The 14,854-nt window shown below is 71.3% G+C and carries 13 protein-coding genes; 3 read left to right on the forward strand and 10 right to left on the reverse strand.

The features are described from left to right. Positions 1 to 4 precede the first annotated feature (4 nt). Positions 5 to 1,360 carry a phosphomannomutase/phosphoglucomutase gene (locus QRY02_RS29580; RefSeq protein WP_285986111.1) on the reverse strand — a complete coding sequence of 452 codons (1,356 nt, stop codon included), beginning with the start codon at positions 1,358 to 1,360 and terminating at the stop codon, positions 5 to 7. Between the two features lie 81 nt (positions 1,361 to 1,441). Then, entirely contained in the window at positions 1,442 to 1,798 is a 357-nt protein-coding gene (locus tag QRY02_RS29585) for a DUF3499 domain-containing protein (protein ID WP_285986112.1), read from the reverse strand. A gap of 77 nt (positions 1,799 to 1,875) precedes the next feature. On the opposite strand from QRY02_RS29585, the gene QRY02_RS29590 reads away from it, so the two are divergent. Beyond that, on the forward strand, positions 1,876 to 2,340 hold the full coding sequence (locus QRY02_RS29590; RefSeq protein ID WP_004559274.1) for a metallopeptidase family protein: 465 nt from the start codon (positions 1,876 to 1,878) through the stop codon (positions 2,338 to 2,340). A gap of 547 nt (positions 2,341 to 2,887) precedes the next feature. Here the strand turns inward: QRY02_RS29590 and QRY02_RS29595 are convergent. Beyond that, the gene (locus tag QRY02_RS29595; RefSeq protein ID WP_285986113.1) at positions 2,888 to 6,175 is read right to left on the reverse strand and encodes a glycosyltransferase family 2 protein; all 3,288 of its coding nucleotides are present in this window, start codon (positions 6,173 to 6,175) and stop codon (positions 2,888 to 2,890) included. Positions 6,176 to 6,308: 133 nt separating this feature from the next. Further along, entirely contained in the window at positions 6,309 to 6,596 is a 288-nt protein-coding gene (locus QRY02_RS29600) for a WhiB family transcriptional regulator (RefSeq protein ID WP_161790928.1), read from the reverse strand. Positions 6,597 to 6,860: 264 nt separating this feature from the next. Between QRY02_RS29600 and QRY02_RS29605 the strand changes: the two genes are divergently transcribed. After that, positions 6,861 to 7,622, forward strand: a complete 762-nt coding sequence (locus QRY02_RS29605) for a site-2 protease family protein (protein ID WP_285993946.1) — start codon at positions 6,861 to 6,863, stop codon at positions 7,620 to 7,622. Between the two features lie 28 nt (positions 7,623 to 7,650). On the opposite strand, the gene QRY02_RS29610 is transcribed toward QRY02_RS29605, so the two are convergent. From QRY02_RS29610 to mshB, 3 genes are read right to left on the reverse strand one after another with little or no spacing between them, the layout of a single operon-like run. Continuing rightward, positions 7,651 to 8,430, reverse strand: coding sequence for a hypothetical protein (locus QRY02_RS29610; RefSeq protein WP_285986114.1), 780 nt, complete (start codon positions 8,428 to 8,430; stop codon positions 7,651 to 7,653). Further along, a complete protein-coding gene (locus QRY02_RS29615) occupies positions 8,423 to 8,815 on the reverse strand; it encodes a hypothetical protein (protein ID WP_285986115.1) in 393 nt (130 codons plus the stop codon). Before QRY02_RS29615 ends, QRY02_RS29610 begins: the two co-directional genes overlap by 8 nt. Next, positions 8,812 to 9,654, reverse strand: a complete 843-nt coding sequence (gene mshB, locus QRY02_RS29620) for an N-acetyl-1-D-myo-inositol-2-amino-2-deoxy-alpha-D-glucopyranoside deacetylase (protein WP_285986116.1) — start codon at positions 9,652 to 9,654, stop codon at positions 8,812 to 8,814. The genes QRY02_RS29615 and mshB overlap by 4 nt, the downstream gene beginning before the upstream one ends. Before the next feature lie 113 nt (positions 9,655 to 9,767). Here mshB and QRY02_RS29625 point away from each other — a divergent pair, with 113 nt between their 5' ends. Further along, positions 9,768 to 11,549: an ABC transporter ATP-binding protein gene (locus tag QRY02_RS29625; protein WP_285986117.1), complete on the forward strand. Its 1,782-nt coding sequence runs from the start codon at positions 9,768 to 9,770 to the stop codon at positions 11,547 to 11,549. Between the two features lie 247 nt (positions 11,550 to 11,796). On the opposite strand, the gene QRY02_RS29630 is transcribed toward QRY02_RS29625, so the two are convergent. The 3 genes from QRY02_RS29630 to QRY02_RS29640 all read right to left on the reverse strand — a co-directional run bounded on the left by QRY02_RS29630 (position 11,797) and on the right by QRY02_RS29640 (position 14,832). After that, positions 11,797 to 12,813 carry an ABC transporter permease gene (locus QRY02_RS29630; RefSeq protein WP_285986118.1) on the reverse strand — a complete coding sequence of 339 codons (1,017 nt, stop codon included), beginning with the start codon at positions 12,811 to 12,813 and terminating at the stop codon, positions 11,797 to 11,799. Positions 12,814 to 12,893: 80 nt separating this feature from the next. Continuing rightward, positions 12,894 to 13,823 carry an ABC transporter permease gene (locus QRY02_RS29635; protein WP_285986119.1) on the reverse strand — a complete coding sequence of 310 codons (930 nt, stop codon included), beginning with the start codon at positions 13,821 to 13,823 and terminating at the stop codon, positions 12,894 to 12,896. After that, positions 13,816 to 14,832, reverse strand: a complete 1,017-nt coding sequence (locus tag QRY02_RS29640) for an ABC transporter permease (protein ID WP_285986120.1) — start codon at positions 14,830 to 14,832, stop codon at positions 13,816 to 13,818. The genes QRY02_RS29635 and QRY02_RS29640 overlap by 8 nt, the downstream gene beginning before the upstream one ends. Positions 14,833 to 14,854: the final 22 nt, after the last annotated feature.

A 14,854-nucleotide genomic window follows, 5' to 3' on the forward strand; every position in this document is an offset into this window, starting at 1 on the left:
CGGGTCAGTTGCGGATGATCGCGAGCACTTCGTCCACCAGCGCCTGCACGGCCTCGGCGTTCGCCGCCTCGACGTTCAGCCGGAGCAGCGGTTCGGTGTTCGACGGGCGCAGGTTGAACCAGGCGCCGCCCGGCAGCTGCACGGTCAGGCCGTCCAGCTCGTCGAGCTCGACGCCGGAGCGGGTGCCGAAGGCGTCCTTGACGGCCATCATCTTCGCGACCTGGTCATCAACTGTGGAGTTGATCTCCCCCGAAGCCGCGTAGCGCGAGTACGCGCTGGTCAGCTCGGACAGCGGGCCCGTCTGCTCACCGAGGGCGGCGAGGACGTGCAGCGCCGCCAGCATGCCGGTGTCGGCGCGCCAGAAGTCGCGGAAGTAGTAGTGCGCGGAGTGCTCGCCGCCGAAGATGGCGCCGGTGCGGGCCATCTCGGCCTTGATGAACGAGTGGCCGACGCGGGTGCGGACCGGCTTGCCGCCGTGCTCGGCGACGATCTCCGGGACGCCCTTGGACGTGATCAGGTTGTGGATGATCGTGCCGCCCGGGTCCTTGGCCAGCTCGCGGACGGCGACCAGCGCCGTGATCGCGCTCGGCGAAACCGGCTCGCCGCGCTCGTCGACGATGAAGCAGCGGTCGGCGTCGCCGTCGAAGGCCACGCCCGCGTCCGCGCCGACCTCGCGCACCTTCGCCTGCAGGTCGACGATGTTCGCCGGGTCCAGCGGGTTGGCCTCGTGGTTCGGGAAGCTGCCGTCGAGCTCGAAGTACATCGGGATGACGTCGATCGGGAGCCCGTCGAAGACGGTGGGGACGGTGTGCCCGCCCATGCCGTTGCCGGCGTCGACCACGATCTTCAGCGGCCGGCTGCCCGACAGGTCGACGAGGTTGCGCAGGTAGGCGGCGTAGTCGGCGAGGACGTCCCGCTCGCTCACCGTGCCGCGCTGGCCCTCGAACTCCGGCACGCCCTGCTCGACTGTGTCACGGATCTCGGCCAGCCCGGTGTCCTGGCCGACCGGCGACGCGCCCGCGCGGCACAGCTTGATGCCGTTGTACTTGGCCGGGTTGTGGCTCGCGGTGAACATCGCGCCCGGCAGGTTCAGTGAACCCGAGGCGAAGTACAGCTGGTCGGTGCTGGCCAGCCCGATGCTCACCACGTCGAGACCCTGCGAGGTGACACCTTCGGCGAAGGCCGCCGCCAGCCCCGGCGAGGAGTCGCGCATGTCGTGGCCGATCACCACCGACGGCGCCTCCGGCTTGATGAGCAGGGCGAACGCGGCGCCGAAGTCGCGGACGAGGTCCGCGTCGAGCTGCTCGCCGACCACGCCGCGAATGTCGTAGGCCTTCACGATGCCCGAAAGGTCTGGCACGCCGTCTCCCCGCGATTAGTCGTCACTGGCGCCCGCTGCGCCGCGCGGAAAGCCTACCGGCGAGGTGAGTGGGTTACGCGTTCAGGCGCGACCGGGCAGGACCCGCAGGTGGCCGCGGCGCCCGGACGGGCCCTCCGGCTCCGGCGCGGGCGGCGCGGGTTTGCCGGGGCGGCCGGCCTCGCGCACGGCCTCGGCCAGCGCGGTCAGCTCGTCGGCCGACGGGTCCGGCGCGGCGAAGGCCCCTTCGTGCCGGACGACTTCCCAGCCCTTGGGGACGGTCAGCCGCAGCGCGTGGGCTTCGCAGAGGTCGTAGGAGTGCGGCTCGGAGGCGGTGGCCAGCGGGCCGACGACGGCGGTGGAGTCGCTGTACGCATACGTCAGCGTGGCCACAGCTGGCTCGAGACAGCCAGTACGCGAACACTTCCGTACGCTCCGCACAAAACGAAACGATAGCGCGTCGCCGCAAGGTCTCCAGCGCGACACGCGCTGAACCGCGGTCGCATAGACTTCCGGACGTGGCGACGGCTCGTGATTACCGACAGCGGCGGCGCTCGCGGCGGGACCGGCACGGCCGGGGCTTGCGCGGGACGCTGTATCCGGCGACCCTGCCCGCCGCCGCGAGCCGTGCGGAACGCTTCGACGCACTGGTGCTGGACGCACTGGAGCCGATCGAAGCCCGCTGGCGCCACGAGCTGACGAAGCTCGACGTGGCGGTCGACGACGTGCCGGAGGTCCGTGAGAACGGCCACTCCCCGGCGGACGGGGTACTGCACGACGGCGCGGTGCCGTTGTCGCGCCTGGTCCCGGCGGGCGTCGACCGCACGGGGCTGCCGACGCGGGCCCGGATCGTGCTGTACCGGCGGCCGCTGGAGGCGCGGGCGAAGGACCCGTCGGAGCTGGCGGAGCTGGTCCACGACGTGCTGGTGGAGCAGGTGGCGGGGTACCTGGGCGTGGAGCCGGACGTCATCGAAGGCGAGTAGCCACGGCCGGGCTGAGGGGTCGCGGCGAGTAGCCACGGCCGGGCAGGGGGTCCCCGGCGAACCGCCGGCCGGCAACGCAAGCCGACCAACGACGTCACCAGACCTCCCCCGCCCCTCATCCCAGCCTTCTCTTCAGTCGACGATCGGGTTTGTCAAGGCACGCTTTCCCGCCTTGACAAACCCGGGCGGCGGCTGAAACTCCCACCGGAGGGGCGGGGGAGGTCGGACCCGCCCTGCCGCGGCAGAACCCGCAGTAGAAGCCACGGCAGAACCCGCCCTGCCGCTCCGCCGCGGTCAACGAACGCCATAAAACAAAAGACTGTCCTCGCCGGACCGGCAGGCTCCGGGATGGCCACCCCTCGCCGCTGCCCCCTCACTTTCTCGAGGTGGGCCGCGCGGTGGTCATCCCGTCGCCTGATTGAGGCCTATCACTTTGAGCCGGGCCCGCAAGCTTGCGCTGTCCCCGCACGCTGCGCTGTGGGTTGCGGGCCCGGCTCAAAGTGATTTTCGGGCCTCAGGCGACGGGATGACCACCCGCTCCTCCGATTTACAAGCCTTGGGCGCGCGAGGGGCTGGGCAGCCGCCGGGCCGGGACCGCCGTCAGGAGCGTGAACAGCGCCGCCGCCAGCTGGGCCAGCAGCAGGAGGTTGTGTTCCGTGCCCGGGTACTCCACCGTCACCTCGGCGGATGCCGGTGGCACCGATACCGCCACCTGGTGACCCCACGCCGGCACGATCGGCACCGGCTTGCCGGCCACCGCCGCCTTCCAGCCCGGTTCCTGCTCCGCCGCCAGCACCAGCAGCCGGCCCGTCGGGCCGTCGGACACGCGGACCCGCACGTCCGGCAGGTCCGCCCGGACCGGCGCCACGCCCGGCGCGTTCCCCGGGGCGCCGCCGCCCGTGACCGCCGCTTTCGCCTGCTCCGGCGAGATCAAGATCACCTGGCCCGTCGGCGGGAGCAAACGGAGCACCCCGCGGCCGTCGGACGTCGGGGCGGCCACCGAGAGCAGGTCCTTCGCCAGCGGTGGGTACGCCTGCGGGTCCACGCCGGGCGGGAGCACCACGAACTGGACGCCCGCGGCCGCGGCCGCCGCGAAGGAGCGCTGGACCGCCGCCGCGTCGCCCTGGCCCAGGTCGCGGCGCCAGGCCGCCAGGCGGGCCGGGGTGCCGGGCGTCGGAGCCAGCTCGTCGTCGCCGTAGTGCGGGAGGCGGCCGCCGATCTGGCGCGTCGCGTCCGGGGCCAGGTCGAGCACCGACCGGCCGGACGCCGTCAGCTCGGCCGCGACCTCCGGGGCGAGCGACGGCCGCTCGCCGGCCCGCAGCGGGCCCTGCGAGCCCACGACCAGCGCGCCGGTGGCCAGCGCCAGGAACACCGCCACGCCGGCCACCGCCATCACCTTCGGCAGCCAGGTCGCCGGGACGCCGGTCGTGCCGCCGCGCTGCCACGACCCGAGCACCACCCACAGCAGCCCGGCGCCGACGATCAGCAGCGGCACGCCCGCGTAGCCGTGTGACGGCGCGCCACCCTGCAACGGGACCGCCGTGACCAGCCGCACCAGCACCAGCCCGCCCGCGCCCAGCGCCGCGAGGGCGAGCCCGCCGGCAGCGAGCTTCGTCGGCCGGACGACCACCGCCACCAGCGCCGCGGCGATCACCGCGACACCGATCGGCCAGGCGCCCGGCCCGCCGGGGTCGAGCCCGGCCAGATCGGTGCCGGAGACCACCGGAGCCGCACCGCCGAGCCCCTGCACGAGGAGTTCCGGGTGCTTCAGCAGCACCGTCGGCCACGGCAGCAGCAGGGCCAGCGGCAGCAGCACCACGATCCCGACCGACGCGATCCGGCGTGCCAGCCCGGTCGGCGCGGGCAGCACGACGAACCCGATCAGCAGCCCGGCGAGCGCGAGCCCGTGCGCCAGCGGTGAAAACGCGCCGAGCAGCGCCACCCCGAACGCCGACAGCGCGGACACGTGCAGCCAGCGCGTGTCCGCGTGCACGAGCAGCCCGGCTATGCCCGCGGCCACCAGCGGCAGCACCAGGTGCACGACGACGACGTCGAGCCGGCCCTGCGCCACGCCCGCGGTCGCGGCCGGCAAGAGCGCGTACGTCGCCGCGACGACCGCGCGGACCCAGCGGCGCACGCGAAGCCGCCGCGTCGCCGCGTACGCGCTCAACGCGGCCAGCGGGATGTCGCCGAGGAGCAGCACGGCGACCAGCGCGGCCGGGCCGCCGATCGGCGCGAACACCGCGCCGAGCGCGCCGAGCACCGGCAGGGTGGCCGACGCGGGCGCGCCGGTGCCGCCCGCGATCGCGTGCCACGGCGTCAGGTACGACGTCCAGAGCTCTCCCAGCCCGGCGACCGGGAGCAGCTTGCCGCCGAAGAGGTCGAGGCCGAGCCGGGCGCGGTTGACGAACAGCCCGAGCGCGGTCAGCACGACGAGCAGGACCACGGGCGGCGCGAAGATCGTGGCCGCCAGCACCCGGCGGCGGTTCACCTCGACGAAGACGAGTTCCGGTTCCGGCTCTTCGGCTTCGGGGGCGTCTTCGGCGGCCGGTGCCGGGGTTTCCGGCAGCGCGACGGCGACGAGCGTGCCCGGCCGGCGCAGCCCGGACCCGCGGGAGCTGATGCCGCGCAGCGCGCCCGCGGGCAGCGCGTCGGGGCCGACCGGACGGGTCTCGCGGGCGTCGAGCGCTTCCGGCGTCACCCACGCCGACTCGGTTTCGACCGTCTCGGGCACGCGGCCGAGCGCGACGTCGTTCTCGACACCGCGGCGCACCAGACCGACGACGCCGGCGCGGACGGCGTTGCGCAATCGCGTCCAACGTCCGGTGAAGAGCCCGCGAACCGTGCCCGGCCGCGGATTCCGCCGCCGGCGAGCGCGCGCGGCGCGCAATCCGCCGCGTCCACTGAGGAGGTACGCGACGGCGGCGAACTCGGCCCGCGCTTCCCCGGCGCGGCGCAGCAGGACGAAGGCCAGCGCGCGCAGCACCGCGAGCACCGGGAGCCGGATCATGCCGAGCCAGAAGGAAAACGGCGAGCAGTTCACCAGGAACACGCGCAGCCCGTGGGCGCGGTTCGCGGCGGTCAGCGGGCCGGGGAGCGCGTCCGCCGCCCGCCGTCCGGTGGTCACGGCGCGGGCGTGCCGCACCCGCGCGAGCGGCACGGACAGGACCACGCCACCGGCCGCGTTGGCGCGCCAGCCGAAGTCGAGATCCTCGCGCAGCAACGGGAAACCGGGGTCGAAGCCGCCGAGGGAGTCCCAGGCGTCGCGGCGCACGAGCGAGCCGGCGCTGGGCACGGCGAGCACCGCCACCGGGTCCTCGCCGGTCGTGGCGACCTGCTGGCGGTGGCCGGAGGTGTCGGTGGACAGGCCGGCTTCGACGATCAGCCGCGGATCGGTCCAGTCGAGACCGAGCGAACCGAGCACGGTGGCCGACGGTTCCTTCGTGGCGACGTGCAGGAGCTGCTCGAGGCAGTCGGGGTCGGGCGCGCAGTCGTCGTGCAGCAGCCACAGCCAGGAACCGGGGTCGCCCCAGCGCTCGGTGGCGTGCCCGACGGCTTCGGCAACCGCGGCCGCGAAGCCGGTATCACTCGACAGCGTGATGACCCCGGACAGCACGGGGGAAGAATCCAGCCCGGGATCCTCGGCGGCTTCGGCGAGCAGCCGCGGGGTCGCGTCGGTGGAGCCGGTGTCCACGGCGAGAACGTGCCGGGGCCGGACGGTGCTGCGGCGCAACGCGGAAAGCGCCAGCGGCAGCCAGTTTTCGCCGTCGTGACAGACCACAATGGCCAGAACGGGCGCGGTGCGCGGGACGGGCGGCGCGGCGGTGCGGGGCAACGAACGCTCCAGATCAGGCGGCAGTCGGTGCGGCCACCCTACGGCCCCGACCCGTCACCCGATGGTGAACCCACGCCGAGCGCCCCGCACAGCGGAATCACCGGTGACGCCGGGCATCACCGGTGATTCGCACTCAGACAGCACGCTTTTTGAGCTTGCGGCGCTCCCGCTCGGACAGACCGCCCCAGATGCCGAAGCGTTCGTCGTGGGCCAGTGCGTACTCGAGGCACTCGTCCTTGACCTCGCAGCCCAGGCAGATCCGCTTGGCTTCGCGGGTGGAACCGCCCTTCTCGGGGAAGAACGCCTCCGGGTCCGTCTGCGCGCACAGGGCGCGTTCCTGCCAATCCTGCTCTTCTTCCGTGGCATCGATGAGCTCGGTGAGATCTCCCAGAGCCTGCTCCGGGATCTCGCCCCAACTCATGACCTGCCCCCATTCCTTCCCATCGGCTTCCAACCGCACGTCCGCCTCCTCGCTCCCTAGCACTCCCCAGGCTGGCGGTGGTGAAACGACACTCGCCGTCCCCTCTCGGCGGCGAATGACATCACTGTGATTACACCCGTGTAGTGCGGTCAGGTCAAGCGGAGTAGCGAGTTCGGGGGACGTTCCGGCCCGATCGCGCAAGGGGACACGCCGGTAACTTCACACCGGGCATACGGAAGACTGGAGCACGTGCAGAAGTCAGCAGTGCGCCCCAGCCCGGTCTTCCTCGGCATCCTCGCGCTCACCGTCGCCGGTGGCGCCATGGCCGCGTTCGGTGACATCAACACCGTTTTCGTCCGCGACCGCGACCCGCTGCTCATCGCCGGCGTGGTGATCTTCGTCGCCGCCGGCTGGGTGGCGTCGCTGTCGCTGCACGAGTTCGGGCACGCGATGGTCGCCTACCGCGGCGGTGACTACAGCGTCGCCCACAAGGGTTACCTGACGCTGGACGTGCGCAAGTACACCGATCCCGTCCTGTCGATCATCCTGCCGCTGATCTTCCTCATCATCGGCGGCATCCCGCTGCCGGGCGGCGCGGTCTGGATCAACCGCGGGGCGCTGCGCTCGCGCGGGACGTCGTCGTGGGTGTCGCTGGCCGGGCCGTTGAGCAACCTCGCGGTCGGGGCGGCGCTGGCCCTGGTGGTCGCGCTGGTCCCGATGGCGGGCGGGCTCGTGATCGCGATGTCCTACCTGGCGCTGCTGCAGGTCGTGACCTTCCTGCTCAACATCCTCCCGATCCCGGGCCTCGACGGCTGGGGCGCGATCGAGCCGTACCTGCCCGCGCGGGCGCGCGAGCTCGGCGCGCGCGTCCGGCCGTGGGCGCCGATCATCCTGTTCGCGGTCCTGTGGTTCTTCCGCCCGGCGAACACCGCGCTGTGGGAAGGCTCCTACGCCATCTTCAACGCGTTCGGCGGGTACGTGGACGGCGCGAAGATCGGCTTCAGCGTCTTCCAGTTCTGGAACTGAGGTTTGGACCGGGCGCCGCGCGGGAAGATCAGGTGCGGTGCTCGGTCAGCCAGACGTGCGCGCGCTTCCAGACCACGCGCAGGCCCGAACGCTCCCCGAGGTAGTCGCCCGCCGCACCGACGACCGGGAGCATGCCGAGCGCCCGGTGGAACAGGTTGCCGCGCGGACGCTTCTCCAGCTCGCCCGTGATGCCGAGCAGTCCGCGGCCGAGCCGCCACAGCGTGCGGCCGGCCGCCTTGACCGTCGCCTTGCCGTGCTTCTTCTCCGACGCCCTCAGTTCCTCGGTCAGCTTCGCCGCTTCGTCCACCTCCGCGGCTTCGTCGTGCTCCGCGTGCTTGCCCGCCGCGAGATCCGGGTCGATCTCGCGCTCGAAGAGCACCGACGCGATGAGCCGGACCCGCGTGCCGACGTCGGTCACCCCGTACTCGCCCGCGATCGCGCACAGCAGCAGCCCCTGCGACGCCGCGCCCAGTGCGTCCTGCACCGGCAGGCGGTCGGCCAGCGCGCCACCCAGCCCGGGGATGGACGTCAGCAGCGCCGTGAACCGGCCGACGCGGTTCATCCACCAGCTCGACCGGTCGTACCCCGTCATCCGCGCCCACGCCGCCGTGCCCGGCACCTTCACCGACGTGACGCCGTGGATCAGCTTCGCCTTCAGCCCCGACTCGACCTCGGCCAGATCCTCCGAAGCACGCGCCTGCAGGCCGAACGGGTCGGACTCGCGCAACGCGTCCAGCATCGGCCCGCACGCCCGCACGAACGGCCGCAGCACCGCCACGACCTGCCGGTCGGAGATCGACTCACCCACGTCCCGCTCCCCTTCCCACCGCCCGGCGCGGCGCGCCGCCGAGCACCATCGCGCCCGGCAGCGCGCTCGCGCCGAGCAGCAGCAACGCCCGCCAGTCCTGGATCAGCACCAGGTCACCGCCCGGGCCCAGCAAGCCGACCCCGAACACGACGAGCACCCACAGCGCCAGGGGTACCCAGGAAAGCCCGGGGCGCACCAGCTTCGCCGTGGTCCACACGAGCCACGGCGTGGTGACGGCGCCCACGAGAACCGTCACCGGCACCGGGACCACCCCGATCCGCAGCGGCAGGAAGAACAGCTCCAGCAGCGCGAGCAGCACCGTGTCCACGGCGAGCAGCGCGAGCAGCAGTCCCTGGTCGAGCGTCAGCCGCTCCTCCACGGTCACAGCCCGCCGAACAGGTCGTGCCCGGCACCGTCGCCCGGGCCGTGGGCAAGCACGAAGCAGTCCTTCGCGAGGATCGGCTGGGCGATCTCGTTGGTCAGCGCGAAGTACGGCACTTCGCCGTCGACGACCGCGAGCTGCGTCGCGTGCGCGCGCAGTGCCGCCACCTTCGCGGGCAGGTACGCGGCGACGTCGAGCACCGTCGTGATCTCTTCGTCCGGCGTCGTGGGCAGTTCGCCGTCGTCCGGGACGCGGTAGCGGGGCTCGCCCGCACGCAGCGCGGCCAGTCCGGCACTCACCGCGTTCCGCGGCGCGACCGTGTGGAAGACCCGCTCCACCGAGCGGGCCCGCGGCGCCGCCGCCATCGTGATGTCGTGGGCCCGGATGTGGTCGGGGTGGCCGTAGCCGCCGAAGGCGTCGTAGGTGACGACGACCTGGGGCTGGACCTCGTCGATGATCGCCGCCAGCTGTGCGGCCTGCTCGTCGGCGGACCCACCGGTGAACGCCCTCGGGTGCGACGCCGACGGCGTGCCCGCCATGCCGGAGTCGCGCCACCGGCCGAGCCCGCCCAGGTACCGGTGCCGCGACACCCCCAGCGCGGCGCACGCCGCCCTCAGCTCCGTGACGCGGTAGCCGCCCAGCTGGTCGGCGGCGTGGGCTCGCAGCCCGTCCAGTTCCCCGAGGCCGGGCATGACCTCGCCCTCTTCACCCAGCGTGCAGGTCACCACGGTCACCTCGGCGCCTTCGGCGGCGTATCGTGCGATCGTGGCGCCGGTGGTGATGCTCTCGTCGTCGGGATGGGCGTGGACGAGCAGCAGCCTTCGCGATACCGGGGAGATCACGGGTTGAGCGTAATTCCCGTGCTCCGACGTTCGTCGGGGACACCCTCGGTTATCCTCGCGCGAGTCGCGACCGCCGCGTCGCGATCGTCTGTACCCCCACGAAGGGCATCTTGGTGAGCACTGAAGCAACTTCGGCGGACGTCGCCGGCGTGTCCGGATCCGTTCTGTCGATCTCCGACCTGAGCGTGTCGTTCCAGACCGAGGACGGCGTCGTGGACGCCGTCAAGGGCATCGGTTTCGACGTGCAGCCCGGCGAGATCGTCGCCGTGGTCGGGGAGTCCGGGTCCGGCAAGTCCGTCACGTCGATGTCGGTGCTGGGCCTGCTGCCCAAGACCAGCCGGATCGCCGGTGAGCTGCGCCTCGGCGAGCGCAACCTGGCGGATCTCAAAGAGAAGGACATGCAGAAGATCCGCGGCAACCAGGTCGCGATGATCTTCCAGGAGCCGATGACGGCGCTGAACCCGGTCTACACGGTCGGCTGGCAGCTGCGCGAGGCCCTGCGTTCGCACCTCGACATCGCCAAGGACGCCGCCGACAGGCGCGCGGTCGAGCTGCTCGACATGGTCGGCATCCCGAACCCCGAGCTGCGGTTCAAGCAGTACCCGCACCAGCTCTCGGGCGGCTTGCGCCAGCGGGTCGTCATCGCCATGGCGATCGCCTGCGACCCGAAGGTCATCATCGCCGACGAGCCGACCACGGCGCTCGACGTCACGGTCCAGGCGGAGATCCTCGGCCTGCTGCGCAAGCTGCGGGACACCCTCGACACGGCGATCGTGCTGATCACCCACGACATGGGCGTCGTCGCCGACATGGCCGACCGCGTCATCGTGATGTACCAGGGCGAGATCGTCGAAGAGGCGCCGGTGCGCGAGCTGTTCGCGTCGCCGAAGGAGGACTACACCCGGCGGCTGCTCGCCGCGGTCCCGGTGCTCGGCCAGCGCCCCGAGGGCCGCCGCCTGCTCGACGACACCGGCATCGCCAGCGACAGCACCGAGGCGGCCAAGATCGCCGAGGAGATCCGGCTGGCCGACGCCGAGCTGGAGGCCGTGATCGAGGAGGCCGCCCCGGCCCTCGAGATCAAGAACCTGGTGCTCGAGTACCCGGGCCGCCGCGGCCAGGCCAAGAACCGCGCGGTCGACGACGTCTCGCTGACCATCGCCAAGGGCGAGATCGTCGGCCTGGTGGGCGAGTCGGGCTCGGGCAAGTCGACGGTCGGCCGCTGCGCCGTCGGCCTGCTGCGCGCGACCCAGGGCACGATCGCGATCGCGGGCAAGGACATCACGACGATGTCGGCGAAGGAGATCCGCCCGCTTCGACGGTTCTTCTCGATCGTGTTCCAGGACCCGGCGTCGACGCTGGACCCGAAGATGACGATCGGCGAGTCCATCGCGGAGCCGATGGTGCTGCACAAGGTGCTCTCCGGCAAGGCGCTGTCGGCGCGGGTCCGCTCGCTGCTCGACAAGGTCGAGCTGGGCGGGCACTACATGAACCGCTACCCGCACGAGCTCTCGGGCGGCCAGCGCCAGCGCGTGGCGATCGCCCGGGCGCTGTCGCTCGACCCGGCCCTGCTCATCGCGGACGAGCCCACCTCGGCGCTGGACGTGTCGGTGCAGGCCCGCGTGCTGGACCTGTTCCTCGACCTGCAGCAGTCGCTGCAGTTCGCCTGCCTGTTCATCAGCCACGACCTGGCGGTGGTCGACCTGCTCGCCGACCGCGTCGCGGTGATGCAGCACGGCAAGCTGGTCGAGGTCGGCACCCGCGACCAGGTGCTGCACTCGCCCCAGCAGGACTACACGCGCCGGCTGCTGTCGGCGGCCCCGGTCGCGGACCCGATCCTGCAGGCCGAGCGCCGCGCGGCCTGGGAGGCCGGCAGGCTGGCCCCGGTGGCCGACTGACGTTTCCGACGCGCGGAAGGGCCCGTACCCGGCTGGGTGCGGGCCCTTCCGCGTTTCCGGGGGCCATTCGCGTGCTCGGGCGGACGCCCCCGGACGACACGCGTACCTGGCCGGACGACACGCGTACCCAGACGGCGAACTCGCGTACCCGGACGGACGACACACCGGCCCGTGCGCCCGACGTCGTGTCGTCCATTCAGGTACGCGTGTCGTCCAGTTGGGTACGCGTGTCGGCCGGGTGCGGGCGTCAGCCGACGCGGATGCGGGGGTCGAGGATGCCGTACAGCAGGTCCGCGACCAGGTTCGCGATCACCACGCTCGCCGCGATCACCACCAGCCAGCCCATCAGCACCTGCGGGTCGTTCTTGTTGACCGCCTCCACCAGCAGCGTGCCCATGCCGTGCCAGTTGAACACCGTCTCGGTGATGATCGCGCCCGTCACCGTGGCGCCGAAGTTGACCGAAAACAGCGTCATCACCGGGATCAGCGCGTTGCGGAACGCGTGGCGCCAGATCACGCGGCTGTTCGACACGCCCTTGGCACGCGCCGTGCGGACGTAATCGGCGCCCAGGACCTCCAGCATCGACGCCCGCTGGAACCGGCTGTACGCGGCGAACGTGATCGCCATGATCGACAGCGTCGGCAGCAGGAACGCGCCGACGTACTTCGCGAGCGCGTCGCCGACGCCGGTCGCCGAGAGGCTCTCCGGGCTCGTCGTGCGCAGCCACGGGTCGCCGAGGACGTCGGACAGGCCCAGGTCGCGGACCCAGATGTTGGCGCGGATCGCGTAGCCCTTGAGGACGATCGCCACGCAGAAGATGGGCATCGAGAACATCAGGAACGCCAGCGTCGTCGCCAGGTAATCCCAGATCGAGTACTGCTTGACGGCGGCGAGGACCCCCACCAGCACGCCGAAGATCAGGGCCAGCACCGACGCCGTCAGCACCAGCTCCAGCGTCACCTTGAACGCGGCCATCACCTTCGGCTGGACCGGGGCGAACGCGTTGCCCTGCGCGATGGAGATGCCCCAGTCGCCGGTCAGGAAGTGCCCCAGCCAGCTGAAGTAGCGGGCGACGACGCCCTGGTCGAGGCCGAGCTTGTGCTCGGTCTCGGCGATCGCCGCGGCACTGATCCCCGGTTTGCTGCGGATCTCGCCGAGCGGGTCGCCGGTGTTGGCGACCATGACGAAGCACAGGAACGTGCCCACCAGCAGGACCGGGATGGAGATGACCAGCCGGCGGAGCACGTAAAGCACGAGATTCATCCGAAACCCCCAGGTCCGGCGATCCGCGCGTGAAACGCCACGCGGGGGTGACCGGAACCGGTCACCCCCGCGGCGCGCGTTCAGGCCTTCATTCTCCGCTGGCGCGGGTCGAAGGCGTCGCGAAGACCGTCACCGATGAAGTTGATCGTCAGTGAAATCAGCACGAGCACGATGAACGGCCCGAAGAACAGCGCCGGCCGCGTCTGCAGCTGGGCGTAGTTCTCCAGGATGACGCGGCCGAGCGAGGTGTCCGGAAGCTGGACACCCAGGCCGATGAACGACAGCGCGGCTTCCGCCAGCACGGCCTGCGCGACCGCGAGGGTCGCGTTGACCGTGATGCTGCCGACCATGTTCGGCACCAGGTGCTTGAAGATGATCCGGAACGTTCCGGCGCCCGACGCGCGGGCCGCGTCGACGAACTCGCGCTGGGACAGCGACATCGCCTCGGCGCGGGTGATCCGGGCGATCTGCATCCAGCCGAACGCCGCCAGCACCAGCGCGACGATGTACCAGGAGCCGCCGCCGAACACCTTGGCGAGGATGGCCGCCGCGGCGATCTGCGGGATGATCAGGAACAGGTCCGTCACCCGCGAGATCGCCGAGTCGGAGAACCCGCGCAGGTAGCCGGCGATCGCGCCGAAGACGACGCCGATCACGGTGGCCAGGATCGACACGGTGAGCGCGATGAGGAGCGAGTACTGCGTGCCGCGCAGCACCTGCGCCACCATGTCCTTGCCGACCTGCGTCGTGCCGAGCGGGAACTCGCCGCTGGGCTTGGCGAAGGAGGCGAACGAGCTGTCCTCGTAGTTGTGCTTCCAGAAGAGCGGCATCAGGATGCTGATCAGCACGATCAGGACGAGCACGGCCGTCGACGCCATCGCCAGCTTGTGGTGCAGGAACTTCCGCAGGACCAGCTTGCCCTGGCTGCGCGGCTCGGGCAGCGCTTCCGGGGGAAGCGTGCCTTCGGCGACAGCGGTTTCGCTTGCGAGAAGAGAGTTCAAGTCAGCCAACGCGAATCCTCGGGTCCAGGATGCCGTACATCAGGTCGGCGATCAGGTTGGCGACGATGACACTGCTGGCGATCACCACGAGCCAACCCATCATCACCTGAGTGTCGTTCTTCGTGACGGCTTCCACCAGCAATGTGCCCATACCGTGCCAGTTGAACACCGTCTCGGTGATGATCGCGCCGGCGAGGACCGAGCCGAAGTTGACCGAGAACAGCGTCGACACCGGGATCAGGGCGTTGCGGAACGCGTGCCGGAAGATGACCCGGCCGTTCGCGAGGCCCTTGGCGCGGGCGGTGCGCACGTAGTCCGAGTTCATCACCTCGAGCATCGAGGCACGCTGGAACCGGCTGTACGCGGCGAAGCTGATCGCCATGATCGACAGGGTCGGCAGCAGGTACGCGCCGATGGTGCTGGTGATGAAGTCGCCGACGCCGTCGGTCTTCAGCTGCTCCGGGCTGGTCGTGCGCAGCCACGGGTTGCCGAGGACGTCGGCGAGGCCGAGGTCGCGGACCCAGCCGTTGATCTCGATCGCGTAGCGCTTCAGCACGATCGCGACGCAGAAGATCGGCATCGAGAAGAGCAGGAAGGCGAGGGTGGTCGCGAGGTAGTCGATGATCGAGTACTGCTTCACCGCGGCGAGCACCCCGACGATGATGCCGATGATCAGCGCGAGGATCTCGGCGCCGACGACCAGCTTCAGGGTGACGCCGAAGGCGGCCAGCACCTTGGGTGCGACCGGCGCCAGGGCGTTGCCCTGGGCGATGGAGATGCCCCAGTTCCCGGTCAGGAAGTCACCGAGCCACGTGAAGTAGCGGGGCACGATGCCCTGGTCCAGCCCGAGCTTGGCGGCCGTGGCGGCCAGCGCTTCCTTGCTGATGGTCGGGTTCTGCCGCAGCTCGCCCAGCGGGTCGCCGGTGCCGGCGACCATGACGAAACACAAGAAAGTCCCGACCAGCAGGACGGGAATCGATATCGCCAGACGGCGAAGGATGTAGATCACCAGGTTCAACGAACTGCTCCTCATCCGGGCC

It is taken from the genome of Amycolatopsis sp. DG1A-15b (genome assembly GCF_030285645.1).
Classification (GTDB): Bacteria; Actinomycetota; Actinomycetes; order Mycobacteriales; family Pseudonocardiaceae; genus Amycolatopsis.

Excerpts from the sequence above, each read along its gene's own strand:
- QRY02_RS29600 (WP_161790928.1), bottom strand. The coding sequence starts at position 6,596 with ATGAGTTGGGGCGAGATCCCGGAGCAGGCTCTGGGAGATCTCACCGAG.
- QRY02_RS29630 (WP_285986118.1), bottom strand. The coding sequence starts at position 12,813 with ATGAATCTCGTGCTTTACGTGCTCCGCCGGCTGGTCATCTCCATCCCG.